15 protein-coding genes and 1 riboswitch are annotated in these 19,483 nt (G+C 65.9%); of the genes, 12 read left to right on the forward strand and 3 right to left on the reverse strand.

Going from position 1 to position 19,483, the window contains the following annotated elements; genetic code table 11:
* Positions 1–98 precede the first annotated feature (98 nt).
* From guaB to guaA, 5 genes are read left to right on the forward strand one after another with little or no spacing between them, the layout of a single operon-like run.
* Entirely contained in the window at positions 99–1,556 is a 1,458-nt protein-coding gene (gene guaB / locus CHRYSEO8AT_RS12650) for an IMP dehydrogenase (RefSeq protein ID WP_159850546.1), read from the forward strand.
* Positions 1,557–1,559: 3 nt separating this feature from the next.
* Entirely contained in the window at positions 1,560–1,961 is a 402-nt protein-coding gene (locus tag CHRYSEO8AT_RS12655) for an MAPEG family protein (protein ID WP_159850548.1), read from the forward strand.
* A 1-nt stretch (position 1,962) separates the two neighbouring features.
* Entirely contained in the window at positions 1,963–3,279 is a 1,317-nt protein-coding gene (locus CHRYSEO8AT_RS12660) for an RsmB/NOP family class I SAM-dependent RNA methyltransferase (protein ID WP_159850550.1), read from the forward strand.
* Positions 3,279–3,980, forward strand: coding sequence for a 5'-methylthioadenosine/S-adenosylhomocysteine nucleosidase (locus CHRYSEO8AT_RS12665; RefSeq protein WP_159850552.1), 702 nt, complete (start codon positions 3,279–3,281; stop codon positions 3,978–3,980). The genes CHRYSEO8AT_RS12660 and CHRYSEO8AT_RS12665 overlap by 1 nt, the downstream gene beginning before the upstream one ends.
* Complete coding sequence (gene guaA, locus CHRYSEO8AT_RS12670) at positions 3,977–5,533, forward strand: glutamine-hydrolyzing GMP synthase (RefSeq protein WP_159850554.1); 1,557 nt, start codon at positions 3,977–3,979, stop codon at positions 5,531–5,533. The genes CHRYSEO8AT_RS12665 and guaA overlap by 4 nt, the downstream gene beginning before the upstream one ends.
* Positions 5,534–5,830: 297 nt before the next feature.
* On the opposite strand, the gene CHRYSEO8AT_RS12675 is transcribed toward guaA, so the two are convergent.
* Together CHRYSEO8AT_RS12675 and CHRYSEO8AT_RS12680 are read right to left on the reverse strand one after the other, a co-directional pair.
* Positions 5,831–7,204 (reverse strand): sensor histidine kinase, encoded by a 1,374-nt coding sequence (locus CHRYSEO8AT_RS12675; protein WP_159850556.1) that lies wholly within the window; start codon positions 7,202–7,204, stop codon positions 5,831–5,833.
* Positions 7,201–7,863: a response regulator transcription factor gene (locus CHRYSEO8AT_RS12680; RefSeq protein WP_159850558.1), complete on the reverse strand. Its 663-nt coding sequence runs from the start codon at positions 7,861–7,863 to the stop codon at positions 7,201–7,203. The genes CHRYSEO8AT_RS12675 and CHRYSEO8AT_RS12680 overlap by 4 nt, the downstream gene beginning before the upstream one ends.
* Before the next feature lie 56 nt (positions 7,864–7,919).
* Here CHRYSEO8AT_RS12680 and CHRYSEO8AT_RS12685 point away from each other — a divergent pair, with 56 nt between their 5' ends.
* The 4 genes from CHRYSEO8AT_RS12685 (at position 7,920) to CHRYSEO8AT_RS12700 (ending at position 15,250) form a co-directional block, all read left to right on the forward strand.
* Positions 7,920–9,023 carry an ABC transporter substrate-binding protein gene (locus tag CHRYSEO8AT_RS12685; RefSeq protein ID WP_159850560.1) on the forward strand — a complete coding sequence of 368 codons (1,104 nt, stop codon included), beginning with the start codon at positions 7,920–7,922 and terminating at the stop codon, positions 9,021–9,023.
* A gap of 207 nt (positions 9,024–9,230) precedes the next feature.
* Positions 9,231–9,318: riboswitch (glycine riboswitch) on the forward strand.
* A gap of 174 nt (positions 9,319–9,492) precedes the next feature.
* Positions 9,493–12,192 carry a TonB-dependent receptor domain-containing protein gene (locus CHRYSEO8AT_RS12690; RefSeq protein ID WP_236547532.1) on the forward strand — a complete coding sequence of 900 codons (2,700 nt, stop codon included), beginning with the start codon at positions 9,493–9,495 and terminating at the stop codon, positions 12,190–12,192.
* A 90-nt stretch (positions 12,193–12,282) separates the two neighbouring features.
* Positions 12,283–14,223, forward strand: a complete 1,941-nt coding sequence (locus CHRYSEO8AT_RS12695; RefSeq protein WP_159850564.1) for a prolyl oligopeptidase family serine peptidase — start codon at positions 12,283–12,285, stop codon at positions 14,221–14,223.
* A gap of 31 nt (positions 14,224–14,254) precedes the next feature.
* On the forward strand, positions 14,255–15,250 hold the full coding sequence (locus CHRYSEO8AT_RS12700; RefSeq protein ID WP_159850566.1) for an amidohydrolase family protein: 996 nt from the start codon (positions 14,255–14,257) through the stop codon (positions 15,248–15,250).
* A gap of 346 nt (positions 15,251–15,596) precedes the next feature.
* Here the strand turns inward: CHRYSEO8AT_RS12700 and CHRYSEO8AT_RS12705 are convergent, their stop codons facing one another.
* On the reverse strand, positions 15,597–16,394 hold the full coding sequence (locus CHRYSEO8AT_RS12705; RefSeq protein ID WP_159850568.1) for a S41 family peptidase: 798 nt from the start codon (positions 16,392–16,394) through the stop codon (positions 15,597–15,599).
* 24 nt (positions 16,395–16,418) lie between these two features.
* Here CHRYSEO8AT_RS12705 and CHRYSEO8AT_RS12710 point away from each other — a divergent pair, with 24 nt between their 5' ends.
* From CHRYSEO8AT_RS12710 to CHRYSEO8AT_RS12720, 3 genes are all read left to right on the forward strand, one after another.
* Positions 16,419–16,784 carry a fibronectin type III-like domain-contianing protein gene (locus CHRYSEO8AT_RS12710; protein WP_159850570.1) on the forward strand — a complete coding sequence of 122 codons (366 nt, stop codon included), beginning with the start codon at positions 16,419–16,421 and terminating at the stop codon, positions 16,782–16,784.
* Between the two features lie 447 nt (positions 16,785–17,231).
* Positions 17,232–17,909 (forward strand): hypothetical protein, encoded by a 678-nt coding sequence (locus tag CHRYSEO8AT_RS12715; protein ID WP_159850572.1) that lies wholly within the window; start codon positions 17,232–17,234, stop codon positions 17,907–17,909.
* On the forward strand, positions 17,906–19,483 hold the full coding sequence (locus CHRYSEO8AT_RS12720; RefSeq protein WP_159850574.1) for a hypothetical protein: 1,578 nt from the start codon (positions 17,906–17,908) through the stop codon (positions 19,481–19,483). Before CHRYSEO8AT_RS12715 ends, CHRYSEO8AT_RS12720 begins: the two co-directional genes overlap by 4 nt.

Here is a 19,483-nt window from a genome sequence, read left to right on the forward strand (position 1 = left end):
TTGCAAAGCAATAAAATCTATTGGGTCCATAAGCTGCAAGACCCTTGCCGTTGACCCCTCCTGACCGTTATACGCGGCCCGCAAAACGGAGACTCCCTATGGAGATACGCGAAGGACTGACCTTCGACGATGTTTTGCTGGAACCCGGCCCGTCCGAGTTCATGCCGGCGATGGTCGATGTCTCGACCCAGCTGACACGCGACATCAGACTGAACATCCCGCTGCTGTCGTCCGCCATGGACACGGTGACAGAAAGCCGCCTGGCCATCGCCATGGCCCAGTCCGGTGGACTGGGCGTTCTGCACCGCAACATGACGATCGAGGAGCAGGCCGACGAGGTCCGCGCCGTCAAACGCTATGAGAGCGGGATGGTGGTGAACCCGGTCACCGTCGGCCCGCAGACGACGCTGGGCGAGGTTCGCCAGATCGTCGCCGCCAAGAAGATCACCGGCTTCCCCGTCGTCGATCCGGCGACCGGCAAGCTGGTCGGCATGCTGACCCATCGCGACATGCGGTTCGAGAGCGACCTGAACGTCACGGCGGCCTCGCTGATGACCACGGGCGACCTGATCACGGTGCGCGAGAGCGCCGGTCGCGACGAAGCGCGCGACCTGCTGAAGACCCGCAAGATCGAGCGCGTCGTCGTGGTGGACGAGGATTATCGGGCCGTCGGCCTGATCACCATGAAGGACATCGAGAAGGCCCAGGCCTTCCCGAACGCCGCCAAGGACGACCAGGGTCGTCTGCTGGTCGGAGCGGCCTCGACGGTCGGCGACGCCGGCTATGAGCGTGCCATGGCCTTGGCTGAGGCAGGTTGCGACGTGGTGGTGATCGACACCGCCCACGGTCACTCGGCCTCGGTCGCCCAGGTGGTCGAGCGTATCAAGCGCGAGAACAACCGGCTGCAGATCATCGCCGGCAACGTCGCCACCTATGATGCGACGCGGGCCCTGATCGATGCGGGCGCCGATGCGGTGAAGGTCGGCATCGGCCCCGGCTCCATCTGCACCACCCGCATCGTCGCGGGCGTGGGCGTGCCGCAACTGACCGCCGTGATGGACTCGGCGCGGGCCGCGCGCGGCACGGGCGCCTCGGTCATCGCGGACGGCGGCATCAAATATTCGGGCGACCTGGCCAAGGCCATCGCGGCCGGCGCGAACGTAGCCATGATGGGTTCGATGTTCGCCGGCACCGACGAAAGCCCCGGCGAGGTCTTCCTGTATCAGGGCCGCAGCTACAAGTCGTATCGCGGCATGGGTTCGGTCGGCGCGATGGCGCGCGGCTCGGCGGATCGCTACTTCCAGAAGGAAGTCTCGTCCGAGAAGCTGGTGCCCGAGGGCATCGAGGGCCAGACGCCGTACAAGGGGCCGATCAGCCCGGTCCTGCACCAGATGGTCGGGGGGCTTCGCGCCTCGATGGGCTATGTGGGCGCCGGCACCATCTCCGACTTCCAGGAGCGTGCGCGCTTCGTGCGCATCACCGGCGCGGGCCTGCGGGAGAGCCACGTCCACGACGTGATGATCACGCGCGAGGCGCCGAACTACAGACAGGGATAAGGCATGACGACCGAACTGACCTATCTGGCCCTGACGTTGATCCTGGCGCTGGTGCAGGTCTTCCTGCCGGCCGGGGCGCGAACGGTCGAGTTCGGCTCGAAGTGGAATGCGGGTGCGCGCGACGAGACGCCGGCCTCGACGAAGCCGCTGACCGGCCGCCTGGAACGCGCCGAGGCCAACCTGTATGAGACCCTGCCGCTGTTCATCGGCGCCGTGCTGATCGCCCATGTGATCGGCGCGGCCGGTCCGCTGACCGTGTGGGGGACGGCGCTCTATTTCTGGGCGCGCGTCGTCTATGTGCCGCTCTACGCCTTTGGCGTTCCCTATGTCCGGTCGCTGGTCTGGGTGGTCTCGCTTGCGGGACTGGTCATGGTCCTGGCGTCCCTGTTTTTCCTGAAAGCCTGAATTGACCCCAGCCGCCCGCCTCGCCGCCGCCGCCTCCGTCCTGGACTCCATCGCCCAGGGCCGCCAACCGGCCGAGGCCGTGATGAAGGCCTGGGGGACCGCCAACCGCTACGCCGGGTCCAAGGACCGGCGCGCCATCGCCGACCGGGTGTACAAGGTGCTCCGCGCGCGCGGCCGCCTGTCGTGGATCATGGGCGGGCGCGAGGACGGCCGGGCCCTGGTGATCGGCTCGCTGCACGCGCTCGACGGCCTGTCGGTGGAAGAGATCGAGGCCCTGCACGCCGGCGACGGCTATGGCCCGCGCCCGCTGTCGAAACAGGAGCGCAGCCGTATCACGGGCGGGCAAGGCGAACTGCCCGGCTGGGTCGCGGCTGGCCTGCCCGAGTTCGTGGTCGAGGATTTCAAGGCGACCTTCGGCGAGCGTTGGACCGACGAAGCCCACGCCCTGATGGCGCCGCGCGCGCCCATCGATCTGCGCGTCAATGACGCCAAGGCCACCTTGGACGAGGTCGAGGCAGAGCTGAAGGCCGCCGGTCTTGAGGTTTCGCGCACGCCCTGGTCCACGCTGGGCCTGCGCGTCCCGTCGGAGCCGCCGCCCAACATCCAGGCGCTGGACGGCTTCAAGGCCGGCAAGTTCGAGATTCAGGACGAGGGCAGCCAGGTCGTTTGCTGGCTGGCCGGAGCTCAACCCGGCACGACTGTGGTGGACTATTGCGCCGGCGGCGGCGGCAAGACCCTGGGTCTGGCGCAGTCCATGAGCGGGCCAGGAAGCCAGAATGGGGGCAAGCTGATCGCCGCCGACGTGGTCAACAAGCGGCTGGAGAATATCCGCCCGCGCCTGAAACGCGCGGGCGTCGAGGCGGACCTGGTCCTGATCGGTCAGAACGGCGGTGGGTTGGAAGCCGTCAACGGCCAGGCCGACCTGGTCTTCGTCGACGCGCCCTGTTCGGGTTCGGGCACCTGGCGTCGTCGCCCCGAGGACGCCTGGCGTCTGACGGCCGAAGAGGTCGACAAGGTGCACGCGCTTCAGGTCCGCATCCTGGGCCAGGCCGGCAAGCTGGTGAAGCCGGGCGGCCGTCTGGTCTATGTCACCTGCTCGATGCTGGCGCGCGAGAACGAGGCCAGCGCCGACGCCTTCGAGGCCGCCAATCCCGACTTCCGCCCGGTCTCGGTCGCCGATGTCCTGTCGGCGCCGCAACTGACCGACGCCGCCCGCGCCAGGTTCGCCGAACTAGCGTCCGGCGCGCGTCTTCGCCTTTCGCCGGCCTCGGCCGACACCGACGGCTTCTTCGCCGCCGTGTACGAGCGCGCCGCCTGATGGGGGCTGGGCTGGTGCGGCATGGCGAGGTGTTGGTCCTCTATGTCATGGCTGCGCCCGCCGAATATGGCCTGCATCTTCAAGCCCGCATCCAGCCGCTGATGACCGGCGTCGGCCCGGTCGAGGCCGCCATCGCCCTGACCGCCGCCCTGGCGCGGCTGGAGGCGGCCGGCGACCTGCCGGACCTGATCGTGTCGTTGGGCTCGTGCGGGTCGCGGGTGCTGGAGCACGCCTGCGTCTATCAGGCGTCGTCGGTCGCCTATCGCGACATGGACGCCAGCGCCCTGGGCTTTCCTAAGGGCGTGACGCCGTTGCTGGACCAGCCTGCGGTCCTGCCGCTGCCGTGCCCGATCCCCGGCGTGCCGACATCCACCCTGTCTACGGGCGCAAACGTCGTGTCCGGCGCCGCCTATGACGCCATCGACGCCGAGATGGTGGACATGGAGACCTGGGCCCTGGTCCGGTCGGCGCAGACCTTCGGCGTGCCCCTGGTCGCCCTACGTGGCGTATCTGACGGCCGCGCCGAGCTGAAGGCGCTGGAGGACTGGACCTCCACCCTGCACCACGTGGACGAGAACCTGGCCGCCGCCCTGGACCGTCTGGTCGCGGTGCTGGAGGCCGACGGCCTCGCCGCTCTTGAAATCCCGGCCTCACAAGGCCAAGACCCCGCCCATCTCTCCCCGGATTCGATCACGTCATGACCACGCCGCACCAGAAGGTTCTCATCGTCGATTTCGGCAGCCAGGTGACGCAGCTGATCGCGCGCCGCCTGCGCGAGGCCAGCGTCTATTGCGAGATCCATCCGTTCCAGAAGGCGGAAAGCGCCCTGGCGGCGATGAACCCGGCGGCCATCATCCTGTCGGGCGGTCCCGAGAGCGTGCATGAAGAGGGCAGCCCCCGCGCGCCCCAGGCCGTGTTCGAGGCCGGCGTGCCGGTGCTGGGCATCTGCTACGGCGAGATGACCATGTGCGAACAACTGGGCGGCAAGGTCGAGGGCGGCCACACCCGCGAGTTCGGCCGCGCCGAGATCACCGTCGAGAAGACCTCGCCCCTGCTGGCAGACCTGGCCCCGGTCGGTGGGGAAGAGACCGTCTGGATGAGCCACGGCGACAAGATCGTCGCCATCCCCGAGGGGTTCGATGTCGTCGCCTCTTCGGCCGGCTCGCCCTATGCCGTGATCGCCGACGAGGCCCGCCGCTTCTACGGCGTGCAGTTTCATCCGGAGGTGATGCACACCCCGCGCGGCCACCAGATGCTGAAGAACTTCACCCACGGCATCGCGGGCTTGAAGGGCGACTGGACCATGGCCGCCTATCGCGACGAGAAGATCGCCCAGATCCGCGAACAGGTCGGCGACGCCAAGGTGATCTGTGGCCTGTCCGGCGGCGTCGACAGCTCGGTGGCGGCCGTGCTGATCCACGAGGCGATCGGCGACCAGCTGACCTGCGTCTTCGTCGACACCGGCCTGCTGCGCAAGGACGAGGCGACCCAGGTCACCACCCTGTTCCGAGAGCACTACAACATCCCGCTGGTGCATGTTGATGCGTCGAAGGAATTCCTCGGCGAACTGGCGGGCCAGTCGGACCCCGAGACCAAGCGCAAGATCATCGGCCGCGTCTTCATCGAAATCTTCGACCGGGAGGCCAGCAAGATCGAGGGCGCCGAATTCCTGGCCCAGGGCACCCTCTATCCCGACGTGATCGAGAGCGTCTCCTCGTCCAGCGGCAAGGCCCACGTGATCAAGAGCCACCACAATGTCGGCGGCCTGCCCGACTATATGAAGCTGAAACTGGTCGAGCCCCTGCGCGAACTGTTCAAGGACGAGGTCCGCGCCCTGGGCCGCGAGCTGGGCCTGACGGACGCCTTCGTGGGCCGTCACCCGTTTCCCGGACCGGGCCTGGCCATCCGCATCCCCGGCGAGATCACGCCCGAGGCCGTCGAGACCCTGCAACAGGCCGACGCCATCTATCTGGACGAGATCCGCAAAGCCGGCCTGTACGACCAGATCTGGCAAGCCTTCGCCGTCCTGCTGCCGGTCAAGACCGTCGGCGTCATGGGCGACGCCCGCACCTACGAAAAAGTCCTTGCCCTGCGCGCCGTCTCATCCACCGACGGCATGACCGCCGACTTCTACCAGTTCCCCTGGGATGTGCTGGGCAAGACCGCGACGCGCATCATTAATGAGGTCCGGGGCGTGAACCGGGTGGTTTATGACGTGACGTCCAAGCCGCCCGGGACGATTGAGTGGGAGTAAGGGGTGAGAAAATAACCGATATAAACCAATATGGTAGATCGCTTAATTACGTGACGCAACCTAACCAGCTGTTCTGCTTTCTAAGTGGTCGAAAAATAACACCAAAACTCGCCAAGTTTGAGTGAAAAGAGTTTCCAGCAATTTATCGCTGACGGTATTTTTGACGGTATACACTGTAGGCTGGAGCCCAACCCGTCAGACACGCGCGTGCTTGAAATCCGCGGAGCCACTAGCGGCTGAAGGTCCGAGCCTAACTCAAATCGGAAGTTGAAGATGTCTGTTTTTTGGCCGCACTTTTTAGCCAAGTTGAAAAGCAATCTTCCCGACTAGGCCGGTTCGCTCCACGCCTCGGTTATACAGTTCGAACTGCGCGCCCTGGGCGTCGGCCAGGGTGTGAACGATCGCCAAGCCTAGACCTGAACCGGACGCTTGGGATGAGCTGGCGCGGAAGAATCGGTCGGTGAGGTGGGGAAGCGTGGCTTCGTCGACGCCTGGCCCGTGATCCCAGACGCAGACCGCACCTGTCGTGTGCACATGCACGATCACAGGCGGGGCGCCGTGGTGGAAGGCGTTGTCGATGAGGTTGAGAATCTGTTCGGTGATGAGCTCTTCGGCGCCGAGGACGATCACCGGTTCGGCCGGAAGACGGAGGCGCAGAGCGCCGGCGGGGAAGGCCCGGCGCTCGCGGGCGGCCTGACAAGCCCGGCGAACGGCGCGGCCCAGATCCGCGGAAGACGATATCCGAGCGCCGTCGGCGCGGGCCGTGGACAGTAGTTGCCCGACGAGGCGTGTCATACCCCCGACCGCGTCGCGGGAATCGGCGATCAGTCGCCGTTCCTGGGGCGTCCAGGGTCGTGACGAGCCTTCCAGAATCTCGAGATTGGCGGATACCACCGAAAGCGGCGTACGCAGTTGGTGCGAGGCGTCGGCCGCGAACCGCTGAATGCCGGAGGTCGAGGTTTCCAGTCGCGCAAGCAGATGGTTGAATGCGTTCAGAACCGGCCAGAATTCGCGCGGCGCGAGATCGACATTGGTCGGGGCGAAATCGGCAGAGGGGCTGGGGCGGCGCGTCAGATCGTCGATCAGACGTTTGAGCGAGTTCAGGCCCCATTGCAGGGCGGGCCAGACCAGAAGGCCAGCGAGCACGACAAGAAGGCCGGGAAGGAGCAGCATGCTGCGATAAAGCTCGCGCAGGCTGGCGCGGCGAGAGTCCAGGCTCTGGGCGACCGAGACGCGGACGGGGGCGTTGCGACCGGGAATGATCAGGGTCTGTTGCGCCATCCGCACCGAAACGCCCCTGACGGACAAATCTGCGAAGACCGGCCGATCGGCCTGGGCCTGCGGGAGGTTGGGCAGGTCGGGATAGCCGGTGACGAGCCGGTCGCCTTCGCGGACGCTGTAGAAGACGGCGTCACGCTCAGGACCGTCCAGTAAGGCCAGGGCCCAGGGCGCGACGTCGACGGTGATGCGATCATTCGCGACCGATACCGTCTCACGAATGGTCTGAAGCGCGCCGGCTAGCAGTCGGTCCGCATTGTTCGCCACCACCCGCTGGGCGGTCCAGGCGCCGACCGCCAGAACGACGACGGCGAAGATCGCCAGCGGAACCACCTGTGCGATCAACAGACGTATGACCAGGCTGTGGGAACGGGCGGGCCGAGCGAGGCTCATGGATCGAGGCGATACCCGCGACCGCGGATATTGGTCACGGCGGGGCCGTCGGGCTGAAGCTTGCGACGCAGGCGGCCGACATGGATTTCCAGCGCATTGAGGGACGGCGCCTCGTCCTGCGGAAACACCTCGGCGGCCAGCAGGTCGCGGTCCACCACCTGTCCCGGCCGGGACGCCAGGACGCGCAAGGCGGCCCATTCGCGGGGACGTAAAGCGAGGTCGCGGTCGTTGACCAGGGCGCGCCCGGTGCGCCAGTCGCAGAAGAGGGTTCCGACCACGACCGCGCCGGCGGCCTGTCCCTGACGCCGGCGCACGATGGCGCGAAGGCGGGCAACTAGTTCCGATGGGGCGAACGGCTTGACCAGGTAGTCGTCGGCCCCGAGGTCCAGGCCCGCGACGCGATCGCCGAGGGCGTCGCGCGCCGTCAGCATCAGCACCGGCGTAGTTGATCCTCGACGTCTCAGGGTTCGGAGCACCTCGAAGCCGTCGATGTCGGGCAGGCCTATGTCCAGGATGGCGGCGTCGAAGACCTCGGCGCTTTCGAGCTGCAAGGCCTGTTCGCCGCTGTCGATACAGCTTGCCTCGAACCCCGCCTCGTGAAGACTGGCCTCGAGCGAATGCCGCAGCGCCTTGTCATCTTCGACGACGAGTATTCTCATGGCGACAGGACGGGGCGACGGATCATGAGCGACACCATAACCAGAAAGCCGGAGCGGTGAAGACGGATCGACGACATCTGCTGATGGGTCTGGCGGGAGGCCTGGCGGGATTGGGCGCCGCCGCCTGCTCCTCGGAGCCGAAGGGGGCGGGCACGGCGCAGCGGGTGCGTTGGCTGGCGCGCCGTGAAGGGGAGCTGCACATCCTGACCAACACCAGCCTGATGGGGCCGGTCCTGGAGGCCTTCGGTCGTCGCTGGCCCGGGATCAGAGTACATCTGGAAGACATCAACTCCACGCGGATCGCCGAACAGGTTCGCGCGCTTGCGGACGCCGGGCAGGATGGGCCGGACCTGGTCTGGAGCACGGCGATGGATGTGCAGGTCAAGCTGATCAACGACGGCTATGCCCAAGCCTACAAGTCCCCGCACCGGTCGGCGATGCCCGACGGGTCGGTGTGGCGCGATCAGGGGTATGGGCTGACCGCCGAGCCGATCGTGTTCGCCTATAACAAGGGCCAGCTTTCGGGCCCTGACGTGCCGCGCAGTCACGCGGATCTGCTTGGGTTGCTGAGGGCCCGACCGGAGATCTTCGACGGCCGCGTCACCCTCTATGACGCCGAACGCAGCGGCGTGGCCCTGATGCAGCTGTCGGCGGACGTGCAGATCTATCCCGACGCCTGGCCATTGATGGAGGCGCTGGGCGCCCAGCGTCCGCGCCTGGACACCTCGGGGCAGAGGATGATGGGCCAGATCGCCGATGGGCGGATGGTGTTCGCCTACAATATGAACCGATCCTACGGCGAATCCTGGGCCGAGCGTGTTCCCCAGATCGGGTTGATCACGCCTGACGACTATCATCTGTCCGTGTCGCGCGTGGCCTTCATTCCTCGCAACGCCGCCCATCCGAACGCGGCGCGACTGTTTCTGGACTTCCTCCTGTCGCGCGAAGGCCAGCGGGTGATCGGGGCGCTGGGTGTTCGGCCTGTCCGCGACGATGTCGATGCGCCTCTGCGTCCCGCGTCGCCTGGCGTTCGGCCTATCCGTGTGGGTCCGGCCCTGTTGGCCAATCTGGATCAGGCCCGGCGTGCGGGCCTGCTGACGCGTTGGGACGCAGCGATGCGTCTGGGCGTCAGGGCGCCCTCGGATCCTGCCGCGCCCTAAGCGTTTCTGTGGATAAGTCCACAAAGTCCGAAACCCGCCTTTCTGTCACGCTGCCGTCACGGCCGCTCGAGCCGCCGTTCTAGCGCGGCCATAAGTGACTGCACTTGATCCCGGAGAGCAACGAAATGCGAACGGAGCGCTTCGAACGGCAATAAAATTGCGGTTTTCACCTATTTGACACCGCGCCTGGGGTCGATCTTACTCAGCTTCAGCAAGGCGGGAGAGATCGGCTCCGGCCGACGCCGAAGGCGCAACCGCCCCGGAAACGCTCAGGCAAACGGACCGTCTTGCTGAAGGAACGCTGGAGAGAAGGACGGGTCCGGGGGATCCGCCCTCGCCGAAGGAGAAACGGGTCGCAAGGCCCCGAAGCTCTCAGGCCTGATGACAGCGGGGGCGAAACGGCGCCGCAGAGCGTCGCTCGCGTCAGACACCCCTGGGGAGGGGCGTCATCTTTATGAGGACCATCGCCTTGTCTCGTCTCAACCGCCATCTGACCACCTGCTGCAGCGCCATCGCCCTTCTCTCGTGCGCCGGCATCGCTCACGCACAGGACGCCCAAACGGCTCAAGAAGCCGCCGCCTCGGTGGACGACATCGTCGTCACCGCGTCCCGGATCGACCGGGCCGGCTTCCAGGCGCCCACGCCCACCATCCATCTGACGGCCGAGGATCTTTCGGTCGGCGCACGCTCCAACATCGCGGCTGCGCTGAACGACATGCCTCAGTTCAAGGCCAGCAGCTCGCCCCAAACCACCGGCACAAACACCGGCGCGGGCAATGCACCGGTCGACCTGCGCGGCTTGGGGATCAACCGCACGCTGGTCCTGATCGACGGGCGCCGGGCGTCGAGCGAGAACGACCTCAACAGCATTCCGTCCGTTCTGGTGAAGAGCGTGGACGTCGTCACCGGCGGCGCATCCGCAGCCTGGGGATCAGGCGCTGTCGCCGGCGTGGTGAACATCGGCATCGACCGCTTCTTCACGGGCGGCAAGCTGGGCGCCGAATACGGCATCTCGTCCTTCGATGACGCCGAACAGCAACGTTTCGAGGCCGCATGGGGCACGCCGTTCGCCAACGACCGCGGTCATTTCGTCATCGGAGGCGAATATCTGGACAATGACGGTGTCGTCCCCAAGACCTCGCGTCCGTCCATCGGTCGCTGGGCCCAGGTCTCGAATGGCGCGGGCGGATTCGTCACTGTTCCCAACGTCGGCTTCTCCAACGCGGCCTACGGCGGTCTGATCATGTCCGGCGTGAACGCCGGCAAGGTGTTCAACCCCGACGGCACGCTGCGCGCCTTCAACTATGGCACGGTGGTCGGCACGAATACGGTTGGCGGCGAAGGACCGTCGAACGATGACCTCAGCCCCCTGGTCACGCCCCAGCGGCGTTACACTGGTCTGGCCAGCGCCACCTACGAGCTTTCCGACAAACTGCGCCTGACCGCCGATGTCCGTCATTCGCGGATGTGGAACAACTACATCTGGTTCGGCGACCACAACCGCGGCAATCTGACGATCAAGAACGACAACGCCTTCCTGTCGACGGCGATCAAGCAGCAGATGGCGGCGGCGGGCCAGACCTCGTTCACCATGGGCCGCTTCAACTCCGACCTGTCCTATTCGACCATCGACTTCGAGCGGGTCACGACCCAGGCGACCATCGCCCTGGACGGCGAGTTCGGCGACAACTGGCGCTGGGGCGCCTATTACAGCCACGGCGAATACGAGAATAATATCGACACGCCCGGCTTCCTGCTGACCACCAACTACGCCCAGGCGGTCGACTCGGTCATCAGCCCCGTCACCAATCAGCCCGTCTGCCGCGTGACCCTGACCAACGCCAACTCCGGCTGCGTGCCGATCAACCTCTTCGGCCTGGGCGCGCCGTCTCAGGAAGCCATCGACTACGTCACCGGCACGCCCCAGCAGCGCACGACCACCAAGCTGGATGTCGCCGGCGTCAGCCTGCGCGGCGAGCCCTTCAGCCTACCTGCGGGGGATGTGTCGATCGCCGTCGGTCTGGAGGCCCGCAAGGAGCAGACCGATCAGCGCGTGGGTGAACTGGACGCGGCCAAGGCCTTCCAGACCTTCAGCTTCTCGGCCATGTCGGGCGAGTTCACCGTCAAGGAAGCCTTCGGTGAGATCCTGGTGCCGATCGTTCGCGACCTGCCGGTCCTGAACAATCTTGAGTTCAACGCCGCTGCCCGCATCTCTGACTACGACACCACGGGCTCGATCTGGTCGTGGAAGGTCGGCGCGACCAACGAGTTCTTCCCGGGTTTCCGGGGGCGCATCACCCAGTCGCGCGACATCCGTTCGGCCAACCTGACCGAGCTCTACACCACCACCACGACCGGCTATAACAACATCAACGACCCGCTGAAGGGCCAGACCGTCTACACGCTGAACAACGGCGGGGGTAACCCGAACCTGGCGCCGGAAACGGCGGACACCCTGACGCTGGGACTGACCTATTCGCCCCCGTCGATCCCCGGCCTGAACATGTCGGTCGACTACTACAACATCAAGATCGACGACGTGATCACCACGATCGCACCGCAGGATCTGGTCAGCCGCTGCTTCAACGGGAACACCGCACTTTGCGCCAATGTCGACCGTGACGCCTCGGGCAATCTGATCCGCACCCGGTCCACCTATGTGAACCTGGCCGAGTATCAGACCGATGGCATCGACGCCGAAGTGTCCTATTCGTCGCCGGCGGACCTGTGGGTTCCGGGCGCGACCGGACGGGTGAAGATGCGCCTGGTCGGGACCTGGGTGAACAGCCTGACGACGGACGACGGCATCTCCGAGATCGAATACGTCAAGTCGCAGGGTTACGCCTTCGGCCTGGGCGTGCCGGAACTGCGGGTCAACGCCAGCCTGGGCTGGCAGGGCGAGGTGTTCGGCGCAAACCTGCGCGCTCGCTACATCTCGGAAGGCGTCTACAACAGCACCGTCAAGATCGTGAACAACGACATCGACGCCTTCACTTACGTCGATCTTGGGCTGACGGCCGATCTGGCCCACTACGGCGCCGACGGCGTCGAGCTCTACGCCAATGCGACCAACCTGTTCGACAAGTCGCCTCCGGATGGGTCGCTCTTCTCTCCGTACTACGACGTCGTCGGTCGGTACGTCACGGTAGGCGCGCGTTACCGCTTCTAGTTCGGGTAGCGCGCTCCCGGTCGCCGGCTTCGTTCTCCCGATCGGGAGCCGGCGACCCCTTCTTCTTTCCCCCAGTTCACGGTCTGAATGATGATCTCTCGTCTCCCGCTGGCCCTCGCGCTCGCCATTTCCGCAGCGCCCGCCGCCTTCGCCGAAGCGCCCAAACCGGCTGCGATTGTGGCCGATGGCCTGCCGGCGGTGCCGGACGATCTGGTCGCCGCGACCCAACCCTATCTTCAGGCGCGCCGCGCCGCCTTCCTGGGGTGGAACGCCGCCGACCGATCCATGCTGGTCAAGACCCGGTTCGGCGCTACGGACCAGCTTCACGTCGTCGCCGGTCCCGACGGCGCACGCACCCAGATCAGTTTCGAGGCGGAGCCGATCCTGGCCGGCGCCCTGTCGCCGTCCGGCCAGACCCTGTTGGTCCAGAAGGACAATGGCGGGGACGAGTTCTACCAGCTCTACACCCTGACCGGCGGCCGCCTGACCCGCATCACCGACGGCAAGAGCCGCAACTGGTTCGGCGCCTGGAGCCCGGACGGCAAACGCGTCGGCTATGCCTCGTCGCGCCGCAACGGCGCGGACATGGATCTGTATGTCGTCGATCCTGAAAATCCCTCGACCGACCGTCTGGTGGCGCAGGTGTCCGGCGGCGGCTGGAACATCGCCGACTTCTCCAGGGACGGGACCAAGGCCCTGGTCCTGAACCGGATGTCGATAAACAACGCCGTGGTCTATGAGCTGGACTTGGCGTCCGGCCGCATGACCCCGCTGACCGATCCGGCGGCCCAGGTCTCCTATGTCGATCCCAAATATGCGGCCGACGGCACGGTCTGGGCGACGTCCAACAAGGATTCCGACTTCTTGCGCCTGGGACGGATCGGGCAGGGCGGTTTCGCGCCCGTCAGCACCGAGACCCGGTGGGATGTCAGCGACTACGCCCTGGCGCCGGACGACAGCTTCATCGCCTACGCCGTGAACGAGGCGGGCGTCTCTCGGCTCAAGGTCATGGATGTCGCCACGGGGGCGGTCCGCGTCGTCTCCGGCCTGCCTGACGGCGTCATCCCCTACAGCATCGGCCCGTCCATCGACATCGCGCCATGGGGGGCGATCGGGCTGAGCCTGTCGTCCGCTCGCGTGTCGGGCGACGCCTTCTCAATCGATCCCACGACGCTGGCCGTCACCCAATGGACCCACAGCGAGACCGGCGGCCTGGACCCCGCGATCAACATCGAACCCAAGCTGGTGGAGGTGAAAAGCTTCGACGGCGAGACCGTTTCCGGCTTCCTCTATCAACCTGACCCCGCCAAATTCCCCGGCAAGCGCCCCCTGATCGTCGACATTCACGGCGGCCCGGAAGGCCAGACCCGACCCGACTTCCTGGGCTCGCAGAACTATCTGCTGAATGAGCTCGGCGTGGCGATCTTCTTCCCCAATGTACGGGGGTCCTCGGGCTACGGCACGCGCTTCGTCAACTTGGACAACGGCCCGTTCCAGCGCGAGAATTCGGTCAAGGACGTAGGCGCCTTCCTCGACGCGCTGGAGGTGGATCCCAATCTCGACGCCTCACGGTTCGCCGTGACCGGCGTCTCTTACGGCGGCTATATGTGCTACGCCACGGCGGTGCATTACAGCGACCGGCTGAAGGGGGCGAACTGCTACGTCGCCATCTCCAACTTCGTCACCTTCTTGGAAAACACCCAGTCGTATCGGCGCGACCTGCGACGCGTCGAATACGGCGACGAGCGTGATCCGGCCCAGCGCGCCCAGCTTCAGGCGATCTCGCCCCTGACCAGCGTTGACAAGATCACCATTCCCCTGCTGGTCGCCACAGGCGGCAACGACCCCCGCGTTCCCGCGTCCGAAGCCGATCAGATCGTCAGCGCGGTCCGCAGCAACGGCGGCACGGCCTGGCACCTGCTGGCGCAGAACGAGGGTCACGGTTTCCACAAGAAGGAAAACGAGGACTACTATTTCTGGACCAGCCTGTTGTTCTGGAAACAGACCTTGCTGGGCGACGCCGCGCGCTGAGCCCCGACCGGCGCCGTTCAGAAAACCGTTCATGACCTTCAAACGCATCGTCGCGGCGAGCGCGGTTTCGGCCGCGCTCCTTGCCGCGCCCGTGATGGCGCAGAGCCGCACGCCGGTTCACACCGACCATCACGTCCACGTCCATTCGCCCGCGATTCTGGAGATCCTGCCGGCCTATTGCAGCAGTCCGGGGCGTATCGGCGCCTGCGATCCGGCCTTCGTCGAGCCGCTGACGGCCGATGATCTGCTGGCGGACATGGACGAGGCGGGCGTCCAGACGGCCTGGATGATGTCCACCGCCTATCTGGCCGAAAGCCCGATGATGGTTCCTGCGCTGGCCGACGCCGCGACGCGGGTTCACGACGCCAACGCCTTCACCGTCGCCACGGCGGCGGCGCATCCGGGGCGGTTGGTCGCTTTCGTCTCGGTCAATCCGCTGGCGCCCGATGCTCTGGCGGAAATTCGGGCGTGGAAGGACGCCCCCTACGCCCAGGGATTGAAGCTGCACCTGACCAACTCGGGTGTCGATCTGCGCAATCCCGACCACGTCCGTCGCCTGGCGGTCGTTTTCGAGGCCGCATCGGACGCCCGGCTGACCATCATGATCCACATGCGCACTCGAGCGGAAGACTACGGCGCGCCCGATGTTCGAATCTTCGTCGAACAGGTTCTGCCCCACGCCCGCAACATCCCCGTCGTCATCGCTCATTCCGGCGGCTGGGGCGGCTTGGACGATAACACCTGGAACGCGCTGGAGGGATTTCGAGAAGTCCTGGCGGAACGGCCTAACACTGCGCCCAACCTGTTCTTCGACCTAGCCCAGGTCTTCGACTCCGATACGTCGCCCGACAACCGCGCTCGACTGGTCGATGTCATGCGGAGCGTCAGCATCGGCCGCTTCGTGCCGGGTTCCGACTGGCCGTTTTCCGGTCCGCTGGACGACTATCTGAAAAACGCGATGAGCTTGTTGCCGCTGTCGTCACAGGAGACGACAGCCTTGCGGCAACGGCGCATTGTGATGAGGTAAGGGCTGCGCGAGAGCGGGTCAAAACCGACATTTCGCCTGGGGGTTACAGGGGAGCGGGACCGTCGGCCTCGTGAACGGGCGGAAGGTCCGATTCTGACTCATGTGAGATGTTCAGGATGTGCGCTTTTCGGTATGCGCGGAAGCGCACAGCACTCTACCGCTGGCAAGCCTGAGACACCTTAATTGGAGAGCGGGCACACCGCTTCGGTCGGCGAACGCCAATCCTCAGTCAGAAGGTCACGCGCTATCCGCCATGCCCGGTCGCGGCGCTGGTCCTGTTCGAGCGCCAAGGGCGGTGCCGGGCAATCCGGCTGAACGCCTCTATCCCGGGGTAGGCCGGGCCGGTTCATCCGAAACAGCAGCAACGGGATCTTGAGGTCCATGTGGCTGTTCGGCAGTTCGAGATCCCAGCTATAGCCGCTCTTATTGCCCTCATGGGCGCCGCCGACCTCCTCGCCGACGACACGCCGCGTCGGACATGGTAGAGTATTGAGGCCAGCTCGGCCCCGCCCGACAATGTACTTCCGCCTGCCAACACCACCAGTCGACCCTTGAACACCGGCGACGACGGCGTCCAGCGTGACATCAGGCCTAGGGGCGGGGCGTTGCGGCGGGTCAGGCGCCTGTTCCAGAGCCGTCTTTGTCGGGGCAGACCCTCCGCCTCGAAGACGTCCGTTTCGAACGTCCGGCCGCTCAGGCTCCTGACCGAGATGTGCTGGCCGCGCGCCTCGACCTTCGCATAGCGATGCAAAGGCCGCTCAACGAGGTAAGAAAACAGTACGGCTTTGTTCGGTTCAGATCCGCCCCCGTTCTCGCGCAGGTCGAGGATCAGATCGCGTGCGCCCCTCTGTTCGAGATCCTGGAAGATCGCGTGAATGGCGTCGGCGAAGGTGGTTCCGGCCGCCCTTATCCGCCGGTTGCTGAAGGTCGGCACGGCCAGATAGGCAGTGTTGTCATCGAGCCATTCCAGCGTTGGCAGGGAAGGACCCTCGGGCGCCGACTGCGGCCGGGCGCTCGCCGGTACGCCCGGCAGATCGCGGGCATGTCGCCCGGCGCCATCCTCATACTCGACCCGGAATACGTCCTGAGGCCCACGCAGCCTGTAGAGGATAGACGCAAACCCGCGCCCTGAGGCGTCCCGCATCGCGCCGGTGCGGATGACGCCGTCGTGGGGTGTGACCGAGGCGATTTGCTGAGTCAGTTCGGGTTCCTCGACCCCGTCGACCGAAATCCCGTCGGCACCGCTCGCGTCGCCGTAGCCAACACCGGGGCACGCACAGGAGACGAGACGGCTCAGCTCCACATCCATCAGCGGGCAGGGCGTACGGCTCGTCCGATCCGCGAACTGAAGTGTTTTCAGCGCTTCACCCTGGCCCGCGGCGAACGCCGCACGCTGACATTCACCTTGGGCGACGCGGAGCTGAAATACTGGAGCGGCGCCGAGCGTAAATGGGTGGTCGATCCAGGCCTGTTCGACATCTGGATCGGCGGCGATTCTCAAGCTGCCTTGCACGCCACTTTTGAGTTGCGTTGATCGGTCCCGGTCAGGCTGGCTCAATCAGCCCGTTCTGTCTGGCGATCGAACGGCTGATTGGGGAACCGCAGCAAAGACATGTTCGGTGAAGATCATGGACTGGTTCGTCGTTCACGACTGGACGGCGGGGTTTGAGGCCCTAAACGTGGTCGAAACTTAGCCTATCCATGATCGCCTGAAGGTATTGAAGATCCGGGACTGAAGAACGGCCGTGGATCAGAGGCTGCGTTCGGAGGCGGCTGGAAGCCGCCGACGTCGCCGTGGCCAAGGTGGTCGCCGTGGACGATTTCGCATCTGAAGAGTTCAAACGTTTCACAACGTCGCGCCTTAAAAAGACAAACCTAGGAAGCGGCGGAATAGGCCGCAAGCCCGTTCTGCGATGGCTTGAGCGCCTCAGTTCGGACCGCACGTATCGATCCAGCACGCGAGCAGTGCTAGGTCGTTTGCATGAGCGCATTGTCTTTCGTCTTCTACTGTCTGGCCTATCATCCTGTGCTTGTGATGATCGCCGCTTTGGTCGGGACGGTCGCGATCATGCTTTTTCGCGCCCTTCGCAGAGGCGGCAGTCGGGGGCTGATCTTCGCCCTGGCGGTGTTTGTGGTGGGCATGATCAATGTCTTCACGGGCCAGTTTCTGAACGCCGCCTTCCTCAACGCTGTCGGAACGCGGGGCGAAGGGGTGATCACGGATGCCCAAGAGACAGCGTCGCGACTCAACGACATGCCGGTCTGGCGATATGAGGCCGTGGTCCGGACGCAAGACGGGCCCGATCAGCGGGCGCGCTTCTCCACTCTTTCGGCAACCCTTTGGCCGATACGGAACGAGATTCTGGTGCCGCCGCTGGGGGAACGGTTTGCGGCCAAGTTTGTCCCCGGCTTCGCGCGAAACTTCGTCATCCTGACGGATGAGACGCCGTCTGGACGACGGCGTCTGTTGGCCGAGTGGCGTGCGCCTGTCGATATCGCCGAGCGCCGGGTGCGCGCCAGCCCCGCCAATCGTGAGTTCCGAACCGAGTACCGAGAGGCCCTGACACTCTTCCTGCGCGAGCATGCGGATGCCGATCCTGCGCTGACGGCTGAGTTCCAGGCGCGCTTGACGGAGCTGAATGCGTCGAGGCCGGAATGAAACGCCGCATCGGTCTGAGCCTGGGGCTCCTCGTGCTGGCGGCGTCGGCGCCGCTGGAGCGGACGCCGGTCGGTGGGGCCGAGGCGTTCGCGCGGCACGATTTCGGGGCCGTGAACTTCAGGGCCCTGGACACGGTGGCCGTGCCGTGGAAGCTGGTCGCGGCGGCGCTGGTGCTGGACGATCGGCAGGGGGGCGAGGTCAGTCAGGCGCATCTCAGGGCGCGGCTCCAGACCTTCGGCTTCCTGTGGCCCGAGCGGATCGAAGGCGCCGATGCGCCGATCATGCCCAGCCGCAATCATCCGTTAGGCATCAGCGTCGGCGAAGTCACGCCGGGCCTGCCGCCGGTCAAGGTGACGGTCGCCAACCTGGGCTGCGCCTCCTGCCATGCGGGGCCGGCCTATGCCGCCGACGGGTCGCCGCGACCGACGACCGCCTGGCTGGGATCACCCAACACCAGCCTGGATCTGGAAGCCTACACCCGAGCCGTAACGGAAGCCCTCAAACGCCAGGGCGGCGATACGCCCGCGCTTCTTGCGGCGGTTCGAACCCTGTTTCCCGAGACCGATGCGTGGGAGATGGCCAGCCTGCGCTGGGCAGTCCTTCCGCTGGCGCGGCGGCGGCTGGCCGAGGTTCCCGACGGGGGCAGTCCCCTGCCGTTCGTCAACGGCTCGCCCGGCCTGACGAACGGGATCGCGGCGTTGAAGCTGCAAGGCCACACCTTGTCCAGCGCGGAGGAGGCCGGCTTCACCTCCATCCCCGACCTCGCCGATCGCAACTTCCGTTCGACCCTGCTGTACGACGGCGCCTATGCGCCGCAGGGCCAGCCGCGCTGGCGGTCGATGGGGCGTGAGGATCTGACGCCGGAGAATCGCAACCGCTTGGCGGCCATCACCAGCTTCTTCACCGTGCCCAGCATGGGTCAGTCGCCGCGCGGCGCCCATCGTCAGATTCCGGCTGCGGAACGCGCCTTCACCTGGCTGGAGACACGTCGCCCCCAAGCGTTTCCGGGGCCGGTCGATCGGGCCGGCGCGGCGAGAGGGGCGGTGGTCTATGCCCGCGCCTGTTCGTCCTGCCACGGCGTCTATTCCGGGCCGGTGGAGCGCCCGCGGCTTGAGCGATTTCCGAACTGGCATGGTCATGTCGGGTCCGACCCCGCGCGGGCGGCGGCCTTCACAAACGACCTGACGCGCTACGCCGCCAACGGCGGTTATAACAAGATTCTGGACGCCCGTCCGACCGGCGAATACGCCGCTACCCTGCTGTCCGGCCTGTGGGCGACCGCGCCCTATATGCACAATGGGTCCGTGCCGACGCTGGCGCAGTTCCTGTTGCTCGAACCGCGATCCGAACGGTTTCTCGTCGGGGGTCATCGACTGGATTTCGAGGCCGTCGGCATCGCGGGGCGGGACCAGGGCGGGGTCCGTGTCTATCCCACCGGCTATAGGCCTTGGTCGCAGCCGGCCGTGTTCGACACCCGTATGCCCGGCCGATCCAATCGCGGTCATGAAGCCGAGGTCGAAGGCCTGACGGTCGCCGAGCGCCGGGACCTGATCGAATATCTGAAGGGCCTCTAG

This window comes from Brevundimonas sp. G8 (assembly GCF_902506205.1).
Classification (GTDB): Bacteria; Pseudomonadota; Alphaproteobacteria; order Caulobacterales; family Caulobacteraceae; genus Brevundimonas.